The 16,857-nt window shown below is 65.9% G+C and carries 26 protein-coding genes; all 26 read left to right on the top strand.

The window, feature by feature from the left end; translation table 11 throughout:
- The first annotated feature begins 863 nt into the window (after positions 1–863).
- The 26 genes from PWG71_RS13140 to rplO all read left to right on the top strand — a co-directional run bounded on the left by PWG71_RS13140 (position 864) and on the right by rplO (position 16,627).
- Positions 864–1,844: a DUF4190 domain-containing protein gene (locus PWG71_RS13140; protein WP_274809982.1), complete on the top strand. Its 981-nt coding sequence runs from the start codon at positions 864–866 to the stop codon at positions 1,842–1,844.
- A 458-nt stretch (positions 1,845–2,302) separates the two neighbouring features.
- Positions 2,303–2,674, top strand: coding sequence for a 30S ribosomal protein S12 (rpsL, locus tag PWG71_RS13135; RefSeq protein WP_017538026.1), 372 nt, complete (start codon positions 2,303–2,305; stop codon positions 2,672–2,674).
- 2 nt (positions 2,675–2,676) lie between these two features.
- Complete coding sequence (rpsG, locus tag PWG71_RS13130) at positions 2,677–3,147, top strand: 30S ribosomal protein S7 (protein WP_274809981.1); 471 nt, start codon at positions 2,677–2,679, stop codon at positions 3,145–3,147.
- A gap of 43 nt (positions 3,148–3,190) precedes the next feature.
- Positions 3,191–5,305 carry an elongation factor G gene (gene fusA / locus PWG71_RS13125; protein ID WP_274809980.1) on the top strand — a complete coding sequence of 705 codons (2,115 nt, stop codon included), beginning with the start codon at positions 3,191–3,193 and terminating at the stop codon, positions 5,303–5,305.
- A gap of 83 nt (positions 5,306–5,388) precedes the next feature.
- Entirely contained in the window at positions 5,389–6,582 is a 1,194-nt protein-coding gene (tuf, locus tag PWG71_RS13120; protein ID WP_274809979.1) for an elongation factor Tu, read from the top strand.
- A gap of 251 nt (positions 6,583–6,833) precedes the next feature.
- Positions 6,834–7,142 carry a 30S ribosomal protein S10 gene (gene rpsJ, locus PWG71_RS13115; RefSeq protein WP_014908366.1) on the top strand — a complete coding sequence of 103 codons (309 nt, stop codon included), beginning with the start codon at positions 6,834–6,836 and terminating at the stop codon, positions 7,140–7,142.
- Between the two features lie 12 nt (positions 7,143–7,154).
- Positions 7,155–7,805 (top strand): 50S ribosomal protein L3, encoded by a 651-nt coding sequence (gene rplC / locus PWG71_RS13110; RefSeq protein WP_274809978.1) that lies wholly within the window; start codon positions 7,155–7,157, stop codon positions 7,803–7,805.
- Positions 7,806–7,808: 3 nt separating this feature from the next.
- Complete coding sequence (rplD, locus tag PWG71_RS13105; RefSeq protein WP_274809977.1) at positions 7,809–8,483, top strand: 50S ribosomal protein L4; 675 nt, start codon at positions 7,809–7,811, stop codon at positions 8,481–8,483.
- Complete coding sequence (gene rplW / locus PWG71_RS13100; RefSeq protein WP_274809976.1) at positions 8,480–8,770, top strand: 50S ribosomal protein L23; 291 nt, start codon at positions 8,480–8,482, stop codon at positions 8,768–8,770. The genes rplD and rplW overlap by 4 nt, the downstream gene beginning before the upstream one ends.
- Positions 8,771–8,822: 52 nt before the next feature.
- Positions 8,823–9,662, top strand: coding sequence for a 50S ribosomal protein L2 (rplB, locus tag PWG71_RS13095; protein WP_073382314.1), 840 nt, complete (start codon positions 8,823–8,825; stop codon positions 9,660–9,662).
- Between the two features lie 12 nt (positions 9,663–9,674).
- Positions 9,675–9,953: a 30S ribosomal protein S19 gene (gene rpsS, locus PWG71_RS13090; protein WP_274809975.1), complete on the top strand. Its 279-nt coding sequence runs from the start codon at positions 9,675–9,677 to the stop codon at positions 9,951–9,953.
- A gap of 75 nt (positions 9,954–10,028) precedes the next feature.
- The gene (gene rplV, locus PWG71_RS13085) at positions 10,029–10,397 is read left to right on the top strand and encodes a 50S ribosomal protein L22 (protein WP_274810168.1); all 369 of its coding nucleotides are present in this window, start codon (positions 10,029–10,031) and stop codon (positions 10,395–10,397) included.
- Positions 10,397–11,206, top strand: a complete 810-nt coding sequence (gene rpsC, locus PWG71_RS13080) for a 30S ribosomal protein S3 (protein WP_274809974.1) — start codon at positions 10,397–10,399, stop codon at positions 11,204–11,206. The genes rplV and rpsC overlap by 1 nt, the downstream gene beginning before the upstream one ends.
- Positions 11,207–11,209: 3 nt before the next feature.
- Positions 11,210–11,623, top strand: coding sequence for a 50S ribosomal protein L16 (gene rplP, locus PWG71_RS13075; RefSeq protein ID WP_274809973.1), 414 nt, complete (start codon positions 11,210–11,212; stop codon positions 11,621–11,623).
- Positions 11,623–11,877, top strand: coding sequence for a 50S ribosomal protein L29 (rpmC, locus tag PWG71_RS13070; protein WP_274809972.1), 255 nt, complete (start codon positions 11,623–11,625; stop codon positions 11,875–11,877). The genes rplP and rpmC overlap by 1 nt, the downstream gene beginning before the upstream one ends.
- The gene (gene rpsQ / locus PWG71_RS13065) at positions 11,874–12,146 is read left to right on the top strand and encodes a 30S ribosomal protein S17 (RefSeq protein WP_274809971.1); all 273 of its coding nucleotides are present in this window, start codon (positions 11,874–11,876) and stop codon (positions 12,144–12,146) included. The genes rpmC and rpsQ overlap by 4 nt, the downstream gene beginning before the upstream one ends.
- Before the next feature lie 105 nt (positions 12,147–12,251).
- Positions 12,252–12,620, top strand: coding sequence for a 50S ribosomal protein L14 (rplN, locus tag PWG71_RS13060; RefSeq protein ID WP_013156121.1), 369 nt, complete (start codon positions 12,252–12,254; stop codon positions 12,618–12,620).
- Positions 12,621–12,623: 3 nt separating this feature from the next.
- Complete coding sequence (gene rplX, locus PWG71_RS13055; protein WP_274809970.1) at positions 12,624–12,929, top strand: 50S ribosomal protein L24; 306 nt, start codon at positions 12,624–12,626, stop codon at positions 12,927–12,929.
- Entirely contained in the window at positions 12,929–13,504 is a 576-nt protein-coding gene (gene rplE / locus PWG71_RS13050; protein ID WP_274809969.1) for a 50S ribosomal protein L5, read from the top strand. The genes rplX and rplE overlap by 1 nt, the downstream gene beginning before the upstream one ends.
- Before the next feature lie 13 nt (positions 13,505–13,517).
- On the top strand, positions 13,518–13,703 hold the full coding sequence (locus PWG71_RS13045) for a type Z 30S ribosomal protein S14 (RefSeq protein WP_073382333.1): 186 nt from the start codon (positions 13,518–13,520) through the stop codon (positions 13,701–13,703).
- Between the two features lie 281 nt (positions 13,704–13,984).
- The gene (rpsH, locus tag PWG71_RS13040; protein ID WP_274809968.1) at positions 13,985–14,383 is read left to right on the top strand and encodes a 30S ribosomal protein S8; all 399 of its coding nucleotides are present in this window, start codon (positions 13,985–13,987) and stop codon (positions 14,381–14,383) included.
- An 18-nt stretch (positions 14,384–14,401) separates the two neighbouring features.
- Positions 14,402–14,941, top strand: a complete 540-nt coding sequence (gene rplF, locus PWG71_RS13035) for a 50S ribosomal protein L6 (protein WP_274809967.1) — start codon at positions 14,402–14,404, stop codon at positions 14,939–14,941.
- A 2-nt stretch (positions 14,942–14,943) separates the two neighbouring features.
- Positions 14,944–15,324 (top strand): 50S ribosomal protein L18, encoded by a 381-nt coding sequence (rplR, locus tag PWG71_RS13030; RefSeq protein WP_274809966.1) that lies wholly within the window; start codon positions 14,944–14,946, stop codon positions 15,322–15,324.
- Positions 15,325–15,375: 51 nt separating this feature from the next.
- Positions 15,376–15,978: a 30S ribosomal protein S5 gene (rpsE, locus tag PWG71_RS13025; RefSeq protein WP_073382340.1), complete on the top strand. Its 603-nt coding sequence runs from the start codon at positions 15,376–15,378 to the stop codon at positions 15,976–15,978.
- A 2-nt stretch (positions 15,979–15,980) separates the two neighbouring features.
- Entirely contained in the window at positions 15,981–16,166 is a 186-nt protein-coding gene (rpmD, locus tag PWG71_RS13020) for a 50S ribosomal protein L30 (protein WP_073382342.1), read from the top strand.
- Positions 16,163–16,627, top strand: a complete 465-nt coding sequence (gene rplO / locus PWG71_RS13015; protein WP_274809965.1) for a 50S ribosomal protein L15 — start codon at positions 16,163–16,165, stop codon at positions 16,625–16,627. The genes rpmD and rplO overlap by 4 nt, the downstream gene beginning before the upstream one ends.
- The last annotated feature ends 230 nt before the right edge of the window (positions 16,628–16,857 follow it).

Genomic DNA, 16,857 nt, shown 5'->3' with positions numbered 1-16,857 from the left:
TCTCCGAGGCGGGTACGTCCGCCGGGGGTTCTCGGGGCCGGTACGCGGACGAGGACCCGCTGGGAGGTTCCTCCCCGTGGGGTGCGGACGTGGCCGGTGGGTACGGCGATCCGCTTCGTTCCGGTGAGGGTGACGGTTCCGGTGTTCCGGTTCGGGACGCGGGGGCCGCGGACGTGTCCGCCGATCGTTGGGGTTCCGGTGAGGATCCGCTGGGCGGACCCTCCACGTGGGGTTCCGGTGAGGGCTCCCCGGTCGTGGGTTCCGACGCGGCGTGGGGTACGGGTCTCTCCGAGGCGGGTACGTCCGCCGGGGGTTCTCGGGGCCGGTACGCGGACGAGGACCCGCTGGGAGGTTCCTCCCCGTGGGGTGCGGACGTGGCCGGTGGGTACGGCGATCCGCTTCGTTCCGGTGAGGGTGACGGTTCCGGTGTTCCGGTTCGGGACGCGGGGGCCGCGGACGTGTCCGCCGATCGTTGGGGTTCCGGTGAGGATCCGCTGGGCGGACCCTCCACGTGGGGTTCCGATGACGGTTCCTCGGCTGCGCGTTCCGACGCGGCCTGGGACACGGACGACGATCCGTTGGGTGGTCCCGTTCGTGAGGATCGCGCATGGTCTTCGGGGGTGGACGACGATCCGTTGGGTGGTCCCGTTCGTGAGGATCGCGCATGGTCTTCGGGGGTGGACGACGATCCGTTGGGTGGTCCCGTTCGTGAGGATCGCGCATGGTCTTCGGGGGTGGACGACGATCCGTTGGGTGGTCCCGTTCGTGAGGATCGCGCATGGTCTTCGGGGGTGGACGACGATCCGTTGGGTGGTCCCGTTCGTGAGGATCGCGCATGGTCTTCGGGGGTGGACGACGATCCGTTGAGTGGTCCCGTTCGTGAGGATCGCGCATGGTCCCCGGAGGCGGACGACGATCCGCTGGGCGACTCCTGGCGTCCGCGGCCGGTGACCGAGGAGCCCCGGGCGGAGGAGAACGACTCCTGGGGCTGGAGTGAGAACTCCGGTGGGAACCCCGGCCCCGTACGGATGTCCGACGTCCGCGACGACGCGCGTCCCTGGGGCGACGACCCGCTGGGCGGACCCCGTGAGGAGACCGAGGACCGTCGGCCCGCCTCGTGGGTCGACGTCCCCGAGCCAGACGCCTGGAACGACGCGTCCTCCGGTGCCACCGGCAACACCTGGGCCTTCGACCGGGACGATCCCCGGTTGCCCGACGTGGTGCGCGAGGCCGAGCGGCGGCGGCGTGAGGAGCGCGATGCCCTCGACGCCGGCGACCCCTCGGCCACGGTGGCGGCCTCCGACGATCCCCTGGGGGCGATCGCGGACCTCCAGACGCGGGCCCGGTACGAGGACGGTGAGTCTTCCGACGAGGGTGCCACCCAGATGTTCACCCCCGTCGAGGACGAACCCGACGCGTCGAGGGCGGAGGACCCGGATTACGACGACGGGTTCACCCCGGCCGATTACGGAATGTCGGACGAACCCAAGGCCAAAAAGCGGAAAAAGGATCCCATCGCCGAGGACTTCCCCGGCTTCGAGGACCGGCCGCCGGGCGGCGAGGCCGGGGACGCGTACCCCGGTTACGACAGCATCGACTTCCTCGCCGACACCGAAAGGGGGGCGTTGGTCACCCTGTGGCTGGGCATCGCCTCACTGATCCCGGGTCTCGGTCTGGTCACCGCTTTGATCGCCCTGTTGGTCACCGGCCCCAAGGCCAAACGTTCGATCCGCGGTTCCAACGGGACCCTCGACGGGCTGGGTTTCATCATGACCGGCACGGTTTTCGCCGTGATCGGCATCCTCGTCACGGTGATCTCGGTCGCCATCTGGGTGATCCTGTAGCGTTCACGGCCGCTCCCTGTGACAATGGTCGGAGGGAGCGGCCGTTGTGCTATGTTCACCGGTCCCGGTGCAAAACCGGGGCGAAGCAACGCCGGGACGGCGTAGACTGAGGGTGACCCACGGCTACGCGAGAACCGGTTTCGCGGTTCGCGCCATGTCGCACACCGTTTTGACCGCCTAGAGGGTAGACGGTAGCCTGTGTGATTGTGCCCGTGAGTCGACGGGTCACACGTGTGTGTGCGGCGCCCCGGTCGGAGTCTGAAGACCTGCGGCGCGCGGCGCATGTGAACCCCCTCCCGTGAAAATCGGCCCCTTGTCGGCTGTGTTCGGTTTCGCCGTGCTTCGGAACGAACGCGACACGCCCGACAGCGTGGGTCGGGGAGGTTCGGGAAATCCAGCAGGTCAATAGCGATACGGCTACGAGAACCGGCGTAGGTCACGAGGAAGACGGAGACGCGGTGCCCACCATCCAGCAGCTGGTCCGTAAGGGCCGACAGGACAAGGTCGCAAAGAACAAGACCCCGGCGCTGAAGGGGAGTCCGCAGCGTCGTGGTGTGTGCACACGCGTCTACACCACCACGCCGAAGAAGCCGAACTCCGCTCTGCGTAAGGTCGCTCGCGTCAAGCTGAGCAGCGGCATCGAGGTCACGGCCTACATCCCCGGTATCGGTCACAACCTCCAGGAGCACAGCATCGTGCTGGTGCGCGGTGGTCGTGTGAAGGACCTGCCGGGTGTCCGTTACCGAATCGTCCGCGGTTCGCTCGACACCCAGGGTGTCCGTAACCGCAAGCAGGCGCGTAGCCGTTACGGCGCCAAGAAGGAGAAGTAAGCATGCCGCGCAAGGGCCCGGCGCCGAAGCGCCAGCTCATCACCGACCCGGTCTACGGTTCGCCGCTCGTCACCGCACTCATCAACAAGGTGCTGCTCGACGGTAAGCGTTCCATCGCCCAGCGCGTCGTCTACGACGCCCTGGAGGGTGCTCGCGAGAAGACGGGCCAGGACCCGCTGGTCGTCCTCAAGCGCGCTCTGGACAACGTCAAGCCCGCGCTGGAGGTCCGCAGCCGCCGTGTCGGTGGCGCGACCTACCAGGTGCCGGTCGAGGTTCGCGCCTCCCGGTCCACCACGCTCGCGCTGCGTTGGCTGATCTCGTTCTCACGTCAGCGTCGTGAGAAGACCATGACCGAGCGTCTGATGAACGAGCTGGTCGACGCCAGCAACGGTCTCGGCGCGGCCGTCAAGAAGCGTGAGGACACGCACAAGATGGCCGAGTCGAACAAGGCCTTCGCCCACTACCGCTGGTAACCCTGCGGTTGTATCGCAATAGACCGAGGGAATGACGAGCCTCATGGCTGTTAAGACTGCGCTTGACCTGGCCAAGGTCCGCAACATCGGGATCATGGCCCATATCGACGCGGGCAAGACCACCACCACTGAGCGGATCCTCTACTACACCGGTGTGACCCACAAGGTGGGCGAGGTCCACGATGGCGCTGCCACCATGGACTGGATGAAGGAGGAGCAGGAGCGGGGTATCACCATTACCTCCGCTGCTACCACCACCCACTGGGACGACCACACCATCAACATCATCGACACGCCCGGCCACGTCGACTTCACGGTCGAGGTCGAGCGTTCGCTGCGTGTTCTCGACGGTGCTGTCGCGGTCTTCGACGCCAAGGAAGGCGTCGAGCCCCAGTCGGAGCAGGTCTGGCGTCAGGCTGACCGCTACGGCGTGCCGCGCATCTGTTTCGTCAACAAGATGGACAAGATCGGTGCCGAGTTCCAGCGCTGCGTGGACATGTTCCGCGAGCGTCTGGGTGCCAACGCGATGCCGATCCAGCTGCCCATCGGTGCCGAGAGCGACTTCAAGGGCGTCATCGACCTCGTGAAGATGAAGGCCTACGTCTGGAACGACGAGGCCGCTCTGGGCGAGATGTACGACACGATCGACATCCCGGACACCCACGCGGACGCCGCCCGCGAGGCTCGCGACCAGTTCCTTGAGACGCTGGCCGAGGCCGACGACGAGATCATGGAGCTGTACCTGGAGGGGCAGGAGCCCACCCTGGAGCAGCTGGTCCCGGCCATCCGTCGCGCCACCATCGCGGGTACGGCCATCCCGGTCGTCTGCGGCACCGCGTTCAAGAACAAGGGCGTCCAGCCCCTGCTCGACGCGGTCGTCGCCTACCTCCCCTCGCCCCTGGACATCGAGGCCATCGAAGGCCACGACCCCAAGGACGAGACCGAGGAGTCCAAGCTCGCCCGCAAGCCCAGCAACGACGAGCCGCTGTCCGCTCTGGTCTTCAAGATCATGAGCGACCCGCACCTCGGCAAGCTGACCTACGTGCGCATCTATTCCGGCGTGCTCCAGACCGGTACCCAGGTGCTCAACAGCGTCAAGGGCCGCAAGGAGCGCATCGGCAAGATCTACCGGATGCACTCCAACAAGCGCGAGGAGATCGCCGAGGTCGGTGCCGGCGACATCGTCGCCGTCATGGGTCTGAAGGACACCACCACGGGTGAGACGCTCTGCGACCCGCAGAACGGCATCGTCCTGGAGTCCATGACCTTCCCGGCCCCGGTCATCGAGGTGGCCATCGAGCCGAAGACGAAGAGCGACCAGGAGAAGCTGGGCATCGCGATCCAGCGTCTCGCGGAGGAGGACCCCTCCTTCCAGGTCGCCACCGACGACCAGACCGGCCAGACCGTCATCTCCGGTATGGGCGAGCTGCACCTCGAAGTCCTCGTCAACCGCATGCGCGACGAGTTCAAGGTCGAGGCGAACATCGGTAAGCCCCAGGTGGCCTACCGCGAGACCATTCGCAAGAAGGTCGACGGCCACGTCTACACCCACAAGAAGCAGACGGGTGGATCGGGCCAGTTCGCCAAGGTCAAGATCAACGTCGAGCCTCTCGAATCCGAGAGCGGCGACACCAGCGGCTACGAGTTCGTCAACGCCGTCACCGGTGGTCGCATCCCGCGGGAGTACATCCCGTCGGTCGACTCCGGCTGCCAGGAGGCCGCGGAGCTGGGTGTTCTCGCCCACTACCCGCTGGTCGGCGTGAAGGTGACGCTGACCGACGGTCAGTACCACGAGGTCGACTCCTCCGAGATGGCCTTCAAGACCGCCGGTTCGATGGCCTTCAAGGAGGCCGTCAAGCTGGCCAAGCCGACTCTCCTGGAGCCGGTCATGGCGGTCGAGGTGACCACACCTGAGGAGTACATGGGTGACGTCATCGGTGACCTGAACTCCCGCCGTGGACAGATCCAGTCCATGGACGAGCGTTCCGGTGTCCGTCTCGTCAAGGCCCTCGTGCCCCTCTCCGAAATGTTCGGCTACGTGGGTGACCTGCGCAGCCGTACGCAGGGTCGAGCCAACTACTCGATGGTGTTCGACTCCTACGCGGAGGTTCCGTCCGCTGTCGCCCAAGAAATTGTGGCGAAGGTTCGCGGCGAGTAATCGCGAACACGTAACCAAGCCGGTCCCGCCCTTCTGGGCGGGTGCCGGATCCCAGATAGCTCTGTACGTCTAGGAGACTTTCAGTGGCGAAGGAAAAGTTCGAGCGGACTAAGCCGCACGTCAACATCGGCACCATCGGTCACATTGACCACGGCAAGACCACGCTGACCGCAGCCATCACCAAGGTGCTGCACGACGCGTACCCGGACATCAACCCCTTCACCCCGTTCGAGGACATCGACAACGCTCCTGAGGAGCGCGAGCGCGGCATCACCATTTCCGTCGCTCACGTCGAGTACCAGACCGAGGCGCGTCACTACGCCCACGTCGACTGCCCCGGTCACGCGGACTACGTGAAGAACATGATCACCGGTGCCGCTCAGATGGACGGCGCGATCCTGGTCGTGGCCGCCACCGACGGCCCGATGCCGCAGACCAAGGAGCACGTGCTCCTGGCCCGCCAGGTCGGCGTCCCCTACATCGTCGTCGCCCTGAACAAGGCCGACATGGTGGACGACGAGGAGATCTTCGAGCTCGTCGAGCTTGAGGTCCGCGAGCTGCTCAGCGAGTACGAGTTCCCCGGTGACGACATTCCCGTCACCAAGGTCTCCGCGCTGAAGGCCCTCGAAGGCGACCCGGAGTGGGGCAAGTCCGTCCTGGAGCTCATGGGCACCGTGGACGAGTACATCCCCGAGCCCGAGCGTGACACCGACAAGCCGTTCCTCATGCCGATCGAGGACGTCTTCTCGATCACCGGTCGCGGCACCGTCGTCACCGGTCGCATCGAGCGCGGCATCGTCAACGTCAACGAGACCGTCGACATCGTCGGTATCAAGGACGACAAGCAGACCACCACGGTCACCGGTGTCGAGATGTTCCGCAAGCTGCTCGACCAGGGCCAGGCCGGCGACAACGTCGGTCTGCTCCTGCGCGGCATCAAGCGCGAGGACGTCGAGCGCGGCCAGGTCGTCATCAAGCCGGGCACGACCACCCCGCACACGGAGTTCGAGGCCCAGGTCGTCATCCTGTCCAAGGACGAGGGTGGCCGCCACACGCCGTTCTTCAACAACTACCGCCCGCAGTTCTACTTCCGCACCACCGACGTCACCGGCGTCGTGACGCTGCCGGAGGGCACGGAGATGGTCATGCCCGGTGACAACACCGAGATGACCGTCAACCTGATCCAGCCGGTCGCGATGGAAGAGGGCCTGAAGTTCGCCATCCGCGAGGGTGGTCGGACCGTGGGCGCCGGTCGCGTCACCAAGATCCTCAAGTAACACACGCGGGGGAGGTTCCTTCCGGAACCGACCCGGCGTGGTGGGCGGGCCGCCCCCAAAGGCGGCCCGCCCACCACAACGAAAAGACGTCATCGGGCTCTGTGACGGTGACGCACCGCAGGGGCAAGCCCTGTTGCGGTTTCTCAAGGGAATAGGGGCTCACGGCTGTACGGCGGATTCCGCCAGGCCTGGGCTTCTGTGACCGGACAGCTCACCGTTACGGACACTGAAGCGAAGGACGAACAGGCCACATGGCGGGACAAAAGATCCGCATTCGGCTAAAGGCCTATGACCACGAGGTCATCGACAGCTCGGCGAAGAAGATCGTCGAGACTGTGACGCGAACTGGCGCACAGGTCGCGGGCCCGGTGCCGCTGCCGACGGAGAAGAACGTTTATTGCGTCATCCGATCGCCGCACAAGTACAAGGACTCGCGCGAGCACTTCGAGATGCGCACCCACAAGCGGCTGATCGACATCATCGACCCCACGCCGAAGACGGTCGACTCGCTCATGCGTCTCGACCTCCCGGCCGGCGTTGACATCGAGATCAAGCTTTAAGGACGCACAGACATGGCCACCAAGCAGATCAAGGGAGTTCTGGGCGAAAAGCTCGGCATGACCCAGGTCTTCGACGACACGGGCAAGATGGTGCCCGTGACGGTTCTGAAGGCCGGTCCGTGCGTCGTGAGCCGGATCCGGACCCCGGACACCGACGGCTACTCCGCCATTCAGATCGGTTACGGGCAGATCAACCCGCGCAAGGTCAACAAGCCGCTCGGCGACTACCTGCGCAAGAACGACCTGACCCCGCGCCGCAACTACGTCGAGGTCCGCACCACCGACTCCACCGAGTACACGCTCGGCCAGGAGCTCACCGCGGACCTCTTCGAGAGCGGCCAGAAGGTCGACGTCACGGGTAAGAGCAAGGGCAAGGGCTTCGCCGGTGTGATGAAGCGCCACGGTTTCCGTGGTCTCTCCGCCTCGCACGGCACGCAGCGCAAGCACCGCTCTCCCGGTTCCATCGGCGGCTGCGCCACGCCCGGCCGCGTTTTCAAGGGCATGCGGATGGCCGGGCGCATGGGCAACGTGCGCAAGACCGTCCAGAACCTGACCGTTCACTCCGTGGACGCGGAGAAGGGCCTCATCCTGGTCAAGGGTGCTGTTCCCGGTCCCAACGGCGGTCTGGTGCTCGTCCGCACCGCTGTGAAGGGGGACAAGTAAGCCATGGCCCAGATCGATGTCAAGAACCCCGAGGGCGGCGCCAACGGCAGCGTCGAGCTGCCGGAGAGCGTCTTCGCCCAGCAGGTCAGCATTCCGCTGATCCACCAGGTCGTGAACGCCCAGATGGCCGCCGGCCGCCAGGGCACTCACTCCACCAAGACCCGCGGTGAAGTCCGCGGTGGTGGTAAGAAGCCGTACCGCCAGAAGGGCACGGGTCGCGCCCGCCAGGGCTCCATCCGCGCTCCGCAGTACACCGGCGGTGGCACGGTCCACGGGCCTCAGCCCCGTGACTACAGCCAGCGCACCCCGAAGAAGATGAAGGCCGCCGCCCTGCGCGGTGCCCTCTCCGACCGGGCGCGTCACGGCCGTATCCACGTCATCAGCCACTTCGTGGCCGAGGACGCCGACGCCAAGCTCACGCAGACCGCTTTCAAGGCGCTCCGCCAGGTGACCGAGTCCGACAAGGTCCTGGTCGTCCTGGCCCGCGAGGACGAGCACAACCGTCGTGCTCTGCGCAACCTCGAAGAGGTGCACATCCTCGACGCCAACCAGGTGAACACGTATGACGTCCTCTACGCGGACGACATCGTCTTCACCGAGGCGGGCTACACCGAGTTCCTGGCTCACGCCTCCGGCGACGTCAAGGCCGCTGCTCAGTCCGAGGAGGACGACCAGTGAGGATCCCCGACCCGCGGGACATCATCATCGAGCCGGTGATCTCGGAGAAGAGTTACGGGCTCATGGACGATAACAAGTACACGTTCATCGTCCACCCGGACTCCAACAAGACCCAGATCAAGATCGCGATCGAGCAGATCTTCGAGGTCAAGGTCACCGGGGTGAACACGATCAACCGCAAGGGCAAGCGCAAGCGCACCCGTTTCGGTTTCGGTAAGCGCCCCGACACGAAGCGTGCGATCGTCAGCGTCGCCGATGGCGAGCGGATCGACATCTTCGGTCGGTAAACCGGTCTGACCGCTCCACACCTAGTAACACGTAAAGGAATGCGCGAAGAAGATGGGCATTCGTAAGTACAAGCCGACGACACCGGGTCGTCGCGGTTCCAGCGTGAGCGACTTCGTCGAGATCACGCGCTCGGAGCCGGAGAAGTCCCTGGTCCGTCCGCTCCACTCCAAGGGCGGCCGTAACGGCCACGGTCGTATCACCGCCCGTCACCAGGGTGGCGGTCACAAGCGCGCCTACCGCGTGATCGACTTCCGTCGCCACGACAAGGACGGGGTGCCGGCCAAGGTCGCTCACATCGAGTACGACCCCAACCGCACCGCTCGCATCGCCCTGCTCCACTACGTGGACGGTGAGAAGCGCTACATTCTGGCGCCCGCCGGCCTCAAGCAGGGCGACCGCGTCGAGAACGGTCCGCAGTCCGACATCAAGCCCGGCAACTGCCTCCCGCTGCGCAACATCCCCACGGGTACGTTCGTGCACGCGGTCGAGCTGAAGCCGGGTGGCGGTGCCAAGCTGGGCCGCTCCGCCGGTACGCAGATCCAGCTCCTGGCCAAGGAGGGCAGGTACGCCACGCTGCGTATGCCCTCCGGCGAAATGCGCATGGTCGAGATCTCCTGCCGCGCCACCGTCGGCCAGGTCGGCAACGCCGAGCAGTCCAACATCAACTGGGGCAAGGCCGGCCGCTCCCGCTGGAAGGGCAAGCGCCCGACCGTGCGTGGTGTGGTCATGAACCCGGTCGACCACCCCCACGGTGGTGGCGAGGGCAAGACCTCGGGTGGTCGTCACCCGGTCAGCCCTTGGGGCAAGAAGGAAGGCCGGACCCGGGCCAAGAACAAGGCCAGCGACAAGCTGATCGTTCGGCGTCGGCGTAGCGGTAAGAAGAAGCGGTAAGGAGCACGTCTGATGCCACGTAGCCTGAAGAAGGGTCCGTTCGTCGACGACCACCTTCTCAAGAAGGTGGAAGCGCAGAACGAGGCGAACACCAAGAACGTCATCAAGACGTGGTCCCGTCGGTCCATGATCATCCCGGAGATGATCGGCCACACCATCGCCGTCCACGACGGTCGCAAGCACGTTCCCGTGTTCGTGTCCGAGTCCATGGTCGGCCACAAGCTCGGCGAGTTCGCTCCCACGCGTACTTTCCGCAGCCACGTCAAGGAAGACCGCCGTAGCCGCCGTTAGCGGTTACACCAGGCAGTTAAGAACCACTTTCTCCACGGTGAGTGGAGATGAATTTCCGTGAGCGAGGGAAAAGCGATGGGAACGAGGGCACAGGCACGGTTCGTCCGTGTTACGCCCCGGAAGGCCCGCCGGGTGGTGGACCTTATTCGCGGGTTGCCCGCTGACGAGGCACAGGCGGTGCTCCGGTTCGCGCCCCAGTCAGCGAGCGAGCCTGTTGGCAAGGTACTGGCCAGTGCCATCGCCAACGCTGAGCACAATGACAAGTTGGACCGCGAGTCGCTGGTGGTCGAACGCGCGTGGGTGGACGAGGGTCCGACCCTGAAGCGCATTCGTCCCAGGGGCTTCGGCCGCGCCTTCCGGGTGACCAAGCGTACGAGCCACATCACCGTGGTCGTCGCCGAGCGCTCGGGCGCCTCGTCCAAGACGAAGGAAAGGACCCGATAGTGGGACAGAAGGTTAACCCGCACGGGTTCCGCCTCGGCATCACCACCGACTTCAAGAGCCGTTGGTACGCCGACAAGTCCTACAAGGACTACGTCAAGGAAGACGTCGCGATCCGTCGGATGCTGACCCGTGGCATGGAGCGCGCGGGCATCTCCAAGGTCGAGATCGAGCGCACCCGTGACCGCGTCCGCGTCGACGTCTACACCGCCCGGCCGGGCATCGTCATCGGCCGCCGCGGCGTGGAGGCCGACCGCATCCGGACCGACCTCGAAAAGCTGACCGCCAAGCAGGTCCAGCTGAACGTGTTCGAGGTCAAGAACCCGGAGATCGACGCGCAACTGGTCGCCCAGGGCGTCGCCGAGCAGCTGAGCAGTCGCGTGGCCTTCCGCCGCGCGATGCGCAAGGCCATGCAGACCGCGATCAAGTCCGGTGCCAAGGGCATCCGGATCCAGTGCGGTGGTCGTCTGGGTGGGGCCGAGATGTCCCGCTCGGAGTTCTACCGTGAGGGTCGCGTTCCGCTGCACACGCTGCGCGCCGACATCGACTACGGCTTCTTCGAGGCCCGCACGACCTTCGGCCGCATCGGCGTGAAGGTCTGGATCTACAAGGGTGACGCTCCGGCGACCCGCGCCGAGCGCGAGGCGGCCCAGGCCGCGCAGCGCTCCGCCGGTGGCGGTGGCGGCGGGGGTGGCGGCGGTCAGCGCCGCGAGCGTCCGCAGCGCCGTCGTCGCGGTGGCGCCGGTGGCGGTCAGCCGCAGAACGCCGAGGCCAAGGCCCCGGCCGAGTCCGCTCAGTCCGAGGGGAGCTGACCAGTGCTTATTCCTCGTAAGGTCAAGTACCGCAAGCAGCACCACCCGGACCTGCGCGGCAAAGCCAAGGGCGGCACGACCGTCAACTTCGGTGAGTTCGGCATCCAGGCTCTGGAGTCGGCTTACGTGACCAACCGGCAGATCGAGTCCGCTCGTATCGCCATGACGCGTCACATTCGCCGTGGCGGCAAGGTCTGGATCAACATCTTCCCGGACCGTCCGCTGACCAAGAAGCCCGCCGAGGTCCGCATGGGTTCCGGTAAGGGTTCCCCGGAGTGGTGGGTCGCGCCGGTCAAGCCCGGCCGTGTGATGTTCGAGCTGTCGGGCGTGCCCGAGGACGTGGCCAAGGAGGCCATGCGCCGTGCGATGCACAAGCTCCCGATGAAGTGCAAGTTCGTTAAGCGGGAGGGGGAGTGATGGCAAAGTCCGTGACTGCCCAGGAGCTCCGCGACCAGTCCCTTGAGGACCTGGCCGCCAAGCTCAAGGAAGCCAAGGCCGAGCTCTTCAACCTCCGCTTCCAGGCCGCGACCGGTCAGCTCGACAACCACAGCCGTCTGCGCACCGTCAAGCGCGAGATCGCCAGGATCTACACGATCCTGCGCGAGCACGAGCTGGGGATCGCCCCGCTGTCTGGTGAGTCGGCGCAGGAGTCGAAGGAAGCAGCCGAATGAGTGAGAACCAGACCGAGGCACGCAGCCACCGCAAGGTGCGCGAAGGCTACGTCGTCAGCGACAAGATGGACAAGACCGTCGTCGTCGAGGTCGAAGACCACGTGAAGCACGCCCTGTACGGCAAGGTCATCCGTAGGACGACCAAGTACAAGGCGCACGACGAGGCGAACTCCTGTGGCGTCGGTGACCGCGTCCGAGTGATGGAGACGCGGCCGCTCTCCGCGACGAAGCGTTGGCGCGTCGTGGAGATCCTGGAGAAGGCTAAGTAACCCCAGCCTGTCGGCGGCCGACATCCGTTGTCGGCCGCCGGCGCGAGGGGTGCAGACCACCTAGCCGTGCGGCAGTGGACCGCACGCATCACATCAGGAGCAGACGTGATTCAGCAGGAGTCGCGACTCAAGGTCGCCGACAACACGGGTGCGAAGGAAATTCTCACCATCCGTGTTCTCGGTGGCTCGGGTCGGCGCTACGCCGGGATCGGCGACACGATCGTCGCCACGGTGAAGGACGCCCTGCCTGGCGCTGGAGTCAAGAAGGGCGACGTCGTCAAGGCCGTTGTCGTGCGCACCGTCAAGGAGCGCCGCCGGCCCGACGGCTCCTACATCCGCTTCGATGAGAACGCTGCCGTGCTCATCAAGGACGGTGGGGACCCGCGAGGCACCCGTATTTTCGGCCCGGTGGGCCGTGAACTGCGGGACAAGAAGTACATGCGCATCATTTCGCTTGCGCCGGAGGTGCTGTAGGCGATGAAGATCAAATCTGGCGACGAGGTCATCGTCATCGCCGGCAAGGACAAGGGTGCCACGGGCAAGGTCGTCAAGGCCCTGCCCAAGGAGGACCGTGTCGTCGTCGAGGGCGTCAACCTGGTCAAGAAGCACAGGAAGGCCAACCCGGCGGGCGGCCAGCAGGGCGAGGTCGTCACCAAGGAGGCCCCCATCCACGTGAGCAACGTTGCGCTCGTGGTGGACGGCAAGGCCTCTCGGGTGGGCTACCGCTTCGAGGAAGACGGAACCAAGGTTCGGGTCTCCCGCCGCACCGGTAAGGACATCTGATGACGGTTACCAACGACATCACGGCCCCGCCGATGCCGCGGCTCAAGGAGAAGTACCGGAACGAGATCGTTTCGGCGCTCAAGGAAGAGCACGGCATCGCCAACATCATGCAGGTCCCCGGTCTGACGAAGATCGTGGTCAACATGGGTGTCGGCGAGGCGGCGCGTGACGCGAAGCTCATTCAGGGCGCGATCGCCGACCTGTCGGCGATCACCGGGCAGAAGCCGCGGATCAACCGTGCGAAGAACTCCATCGCGCAGTTCAAGCTGCGCGAGGGTCAGCCGATCGGCGCCAGCGTCACGCTGCGCGGCGACCGGATGTGGGAGTTCCTCGACCGGCTGCTCTCGCTGGCCCTGCCCCGTATCCGGGACTTCCGAGGCCTGTCCCCGAAGCAGTTCGACGGGAACGGCAACTACACCTTCGGTCTGACCGAGCAGGTCATGTTCCACGAGGTGGACCCGGACAAGGTCGATCGCGTGCGTGGGATGGACATCACCGTCGTCACCAGCGCGATCAACGACGACCAGGGCCGCAGCCTGCTCAAGCGGCTCGGTTTCCCGTTCAAGGAAGCCTGAGGGATAAGCACACATGGCTAAGAAGGCTCTGATCGCCAAGTCGCAGCGGAAGCCGAAGTTCGGCGTTCGCGCGTATACTCGATGCTCGCGGTGCGGCCGCCCGCGCGCCGTCTTCCGGAAGTTCGGCCTGTGCCGTATCTGCTTCCGCGAGATGGCCCACCGGGGCGAGCTGCCCGGTATCACCAAGTCGAGCTGGTAGTCCCCGGCGGGGCCGACCCGCGTCCGTCCCCTGAGACGGCGCGTACGACGGTCGGCCCCCCGAGGCGCCCTTCCGGCGCCTCGAAGAAGTTTCCGTCGCCCTCCCGGGCGTGCGGAACAGCATGATTTCAACCAATCAGGGCACGGCAGTCCCGGGAGGGACCGCGGTGCCCACGACCACGCCGAAGGTCCGGTAGTGCGTCCCCTTGGGTTCAGGCCCGGGGGAGAGGGTTCTGGAAAGGCCCGCACACGGAAACCGCGGTGAGGAAGGGCCAGTCGGCCATGACGATGACCGACCCGATCGCAGACATGCTGACGCGTCTGCGTAACGCGAATTCGGCTTACCACGACACCGTGGCGATGCCGTATTCCAAGATCAAGGCGCACATCGCCGAGATCCTCCAGCAGGAGGGCTTCATTCAGGGGTGGCGGAGCGAGGACGCCCAGGTGGGCAAGAACCTCGTCCTGGACCTGAAGTACGGCCCCACCCGGGAGCGTTCGATCGCGGGCATCCGCCGGGTCTCCAAGCCCGGTCTGCGGGTGTACGCCAAGAAGGAGAACCTGCCCCGGGTCCTTGGTGGCCTCGGTGTGGCGATCATTTCGACGTCCGGTGGCCTGATGACCGAGAAGCAGGCCAAGAAGAACGGCGTTGGCGGCGAAGTCCTCGCCTACGTCTGGTAACCAGGGAGAGATTGAAGCATGTCGCGTATCGGTCGACTGCCGATCTCGGCCCCCAAGGGCGTCGAAGTCACGATTAACGGGCAAGACGTCACTGTCAAGGGGCCGAAGGGCGAACTCAAGCACACCGTCGCCGAGCCGATCGTCGTCTCCAGGGACGACGCCGGTGTCATCACCGTGGCGCGCCCGGACGACAAGCCGGAGAACCGCTCGCTGCACGGTCTGACCCGTGCTCTGCTGGCGAACCTGGTCGAGGGCGTCTCCAAGGGGTACGCCAAGACCCTGGAGATCCACGGCGTCGGTTACCGGGTCCAGGCCCGCGGCTCCAACCTGGAGTTCTCGCTGGGCTACAGCCACCCGGTCGTGGTGGAACCCCCGGAGGGCATCACCTTCCGCGTGGAGAAGCCGACGATCCTCCACGTCGAGGGCATCGACAAGCAGCTCGTGGGTCAGGTCGCCGCGAACATTCGCAGCCTGCGCAAGCCGGACCCGTACAAGGCCAAGGGCGTGCGGTACCAGGGTGAGCACATCCGCCGCAAGGCCGGAAAGGCTGGTAAGTAGGCATGGGCATCACCGTGACCCGCAAGCGGACCGCCAAGCGCGCGACCTCGCGTGCGCGCCGTCAGTTCCGCGTCCGCAAGAAGATCTTCGGCACCGCCGAGCGTCCGCGCCTGGCCGTGTTCCGCTCCTCCAAGCACATCGTCGCCCAGGTCATCGACGACTCCAAGGGTCACACCTTGGTCGCCGCCTCCAGCGTCGAGACCGACCTGCGTGCCTTCGACGGCACCAAGTCGGATAAGTCAGCCCAGGTCGGCCGCCTCATCGCGGAGCGTGCCAAGGCCGCCGGCATCTCCTCCGTGGTCTTCGACCGCGGTGGGTTCCAGTACGCCGGCCGAATCGCCAAGCTCGCCGACGCGGCGCGCGAGGGCGGGCTGGAGTTCTAGGCGTATGACCTCTGTAAAGGCTGAGATCAACCACGAGAAGAGGAACCACTGATGGCTGCAGCACCGCGGCGCGGCGCCGGTGGCGAGCGGCGTGATCGCCGTGACGATCGCCGCGGCGGCGCCGCAGACAAGGGTGTCTCCTACATCGAGAAGGTCGTGACCATCAACCGGGTCGCGAAGGTCGTCAAGGGCGGCCGTCGCTTCTCCTTCACCGCTCTGGTCGTCGTCGGTGACGGCAACGGCATGGTCGGTGTCGGTTACGGCAAGGCCAAGGAGGTCCCGGCCGCGATCGCCAAGGGTGTCGAGGAGGCGAAGAAGAACTTCTTCCGCGTCCCCCGCATCCAGGGCACGATCACGCACCGGGTCCAGGGTGAGGCCGCCGCCGGCGTCGTCCTGCTCCGTCCGGCCGCCCCGGGTACCGGCGTCATCGCCGGTGGTCCCGTGCGCGCCGTCCTGGAGTGCGCCGGCATCCACGACATCCTGAGCAAGTCGCTCGGGTCGTCCAACCCGCTGAACATCGTGCACGCCACGGTGGCGGCGCTCAAGGGCCTCAACCAGCCCGAGGAGATCGCCGCCCGTCGTGGTCTGCCGATCGAGGACGTCGCCCCGGCCGCCATGCTGCGCGCTCGCGCTGAGGCGAAGGCAGGAGCCTGACCATGGCCAAGCTCAAGATCACGCAGACCCGTTCCAAGATCGGTGGCAAGAAGAAGCAGCACGCTGCTCTCCAGTCGCTCGGTCTTGGCCGGATCGGCAAGTCCACCGTCCGTGAGGACCGTCCCGAGGTGCGCGGCCAGCTTACGATCGTCTCGCACCTGGTCACTGTCGAGGAGGTCGCGGAATGAGCGACTACAACCCCGACGAGCTGCTCAAGCTGCACCACCTGCGGCCTGCCCCGGGCGCCAACAAGGCCAAGGTCCGCAAGGGTCGCGGCGAGGCGTCCAAGGGTAAGACCGCCGGTCGCGGTACCAAGGGCACCAAGGCTCGTAACACCGTCCGTCCCGGTTTCGAGGGTGGGCAGATGCCCCTCATCCGCCGGGTGCCGAAGCTCAAGGGCTTCAGCAACGCCAGGTTCAGGAAGACCTATCAGGTCGTCAACCTGGACAGGCTGAGCGAGCTGTTCCCGGAGGGCGGTGAGGTCACCGTGGAGACGCTGGTGGCCAAGGGCGCCGTCCGTAAGAACCAGCTCGTCAAGGTGCTGGGCACCGGTGAGATCACCGTCGCCGTGCAGGTGAGCGCGAACGCGTTCTCCTCCGCGGCGAAGGAGAAGATCACCGCCGCCGGTGGCACCGTCACCGAGCTGTAGGGGTCGACCCCCGCATGCGCACACAGGGGCGCTCGCCCGGTCCGGATCGGTGAACGATCGGGCCGGCGGGCGCCCTGTGTGCTTGTGAGTGATGATCGTTATGACTCACGAACTCAATAGCACGGTGATGACTGTTACAGTGCCATCTGTTTGACCTCACCGCTTGACGTAATGTGAGTACTTCCGAGCACCGGGCGACCGCCCGGGGCTGACGTTCAACGACGATTCAG

It is taken from the genome of Nocardiopsis sp. N85, from assembly GCF_028882275.1.
GTDB lineage: Bacteria > Actinomycetota > Actinomycetes > Streptosporangiales > Streptosporangiaceae > Nocardiopsis > Nocardiopsis lambiniae.
The sequence above is the reverse complement of the archived record's forward strand: the minus strand, read 5'-3'. Positions and strand labels throughout refer to the sequence as shown.

Excerpts from the sequence above, each read along its gene's own strand:
- rpsG (WP_274809981.1), top strand. The coding sequence starts at position 2,677 with ATGCCGCGCAAGGGCCCGGCGCCGAAGCGCCAGCTCATCACCGACCCG.
- fusA (WP_274809980.1), top strand. The coding sequence starts at position 3,191 with ATGGCTGTTAAGACTGCGCTTGACCTGGCCAAGGTCCGCAACATCGGG.
- rpsJ (WP_014908366.1), top strand. The coding sequence starts at position 6,834 with ATGGCGGGACAAAAGATCCGCATTCGGCTAAAGGCCTATGACCACGAG.
- rplC (WP_274809978.1), top strand. The coding sequence starts at position 7,155 with ATGGCCACCAAGCAGATCAAGGGAGTTCTGGGCGAAAAGCTCGGCATG.
- rplD (WP_274809977.1), top strand. The coding sequence starts at position 7,809 with ATGGCCCAGATCGATGTCAAGAACCCCGAGGGCGGCGCCAACGGCAGC.
- rplB (WP_073382314.1), top strand. The coding sequence starts at position 8,823 with ATGGGCATTCGTAAGTACAAGCCGACGACACCGGGTCGTCGCGGTTCC.
- rpsS (WP_274809975.1), top strand. The coding sequence starts at position 9,675 with ATGCCACGTAGCCTGAAGAAGGGTCCGTTCGTCGACGACCACCTTCTC.
- rplV (WP_274810168.1), top strand. The coding sequence starts at position 10,029 with ATGGGAACGAGGGCACAGGCACGGTTCGTCCGTGTTACGCCCCGGAAG.
- rpmC (WP_274809972.1), top strand. The coding sequence starts at position 11,623 with ATGGCAAAGTCCGTGACTGCCCAGGAGCTCCGCGACCAGTCCCTTGAG.
- rpsQ (WP_274809971.1), top strand. The coding sequence starts at position 11,874 with ATGAGTGAGAACCAGACCGAGGCACGCAGCCACCGCAAGGTGCGCGAA.
- rplX (WP_274809970.1), top strand. The coding sequence starts at position 12,624 with ATGAAGATCAAATCTGGCGACGAGGTCATCGTCATCGCCGGCAAGGAC.
- rplE (WP_274809969.1), top strand. The coding sequence starts at position 12,929 with ATGACGGTTACCAACGACATCACGGCCCCGCCGATGCCGCGGCTCAAG.
- PWG71_RS13045 (WP_073382333.1), top strand. The coding sequence starts at position 13,518 with ATGGCTAAGAAGGCTCTGATCGCCAAGTCGCAGCGGAAGCCGAAGTTC.
- rpsH (WP_274809968.1), top strand. The coding sequence starts at position 13,985 with ATGACGATGACCGACCCGATCGCAGACATGCTGACGCGTCTGCGTAAC.
- rplF (WP_274809967.1), top strand. The coding sequence starts at position 14,402 with ATGTCGCGTATCGGTCGACTGCCGATCTCGGCCCCCAAGGGCGTCGAA.
- rplR (WP_274809966.1), top strand. The coding sequence starts at position 14,944 with ATGGGCATCACCGTGACCCGCAAGCGGACCGCCAAGCGCGCGACCTCG.
- rpsE (WP_073382340.1), top strand. The coding sequence starts at position 15,376 with ATGGCTGCAGCACCGCGGCGCGGCGCCGGTGGCGAGCGGCGTGATCGC.
- rpmD (WP_073382342.1), top strand. The coding sequence starts at position 15,981 with ATGGCCAAGCTCAAGATCACGCAGACCCGTTCCAAGATCGGTGGCAAG.
- rplO (WP_274809965.1), top strand. The coding sequence starts at position 16,163 with ATGAGCGACTACAACCCCGACGAGCTGCTCAAGCTGCACCACCTGCGG.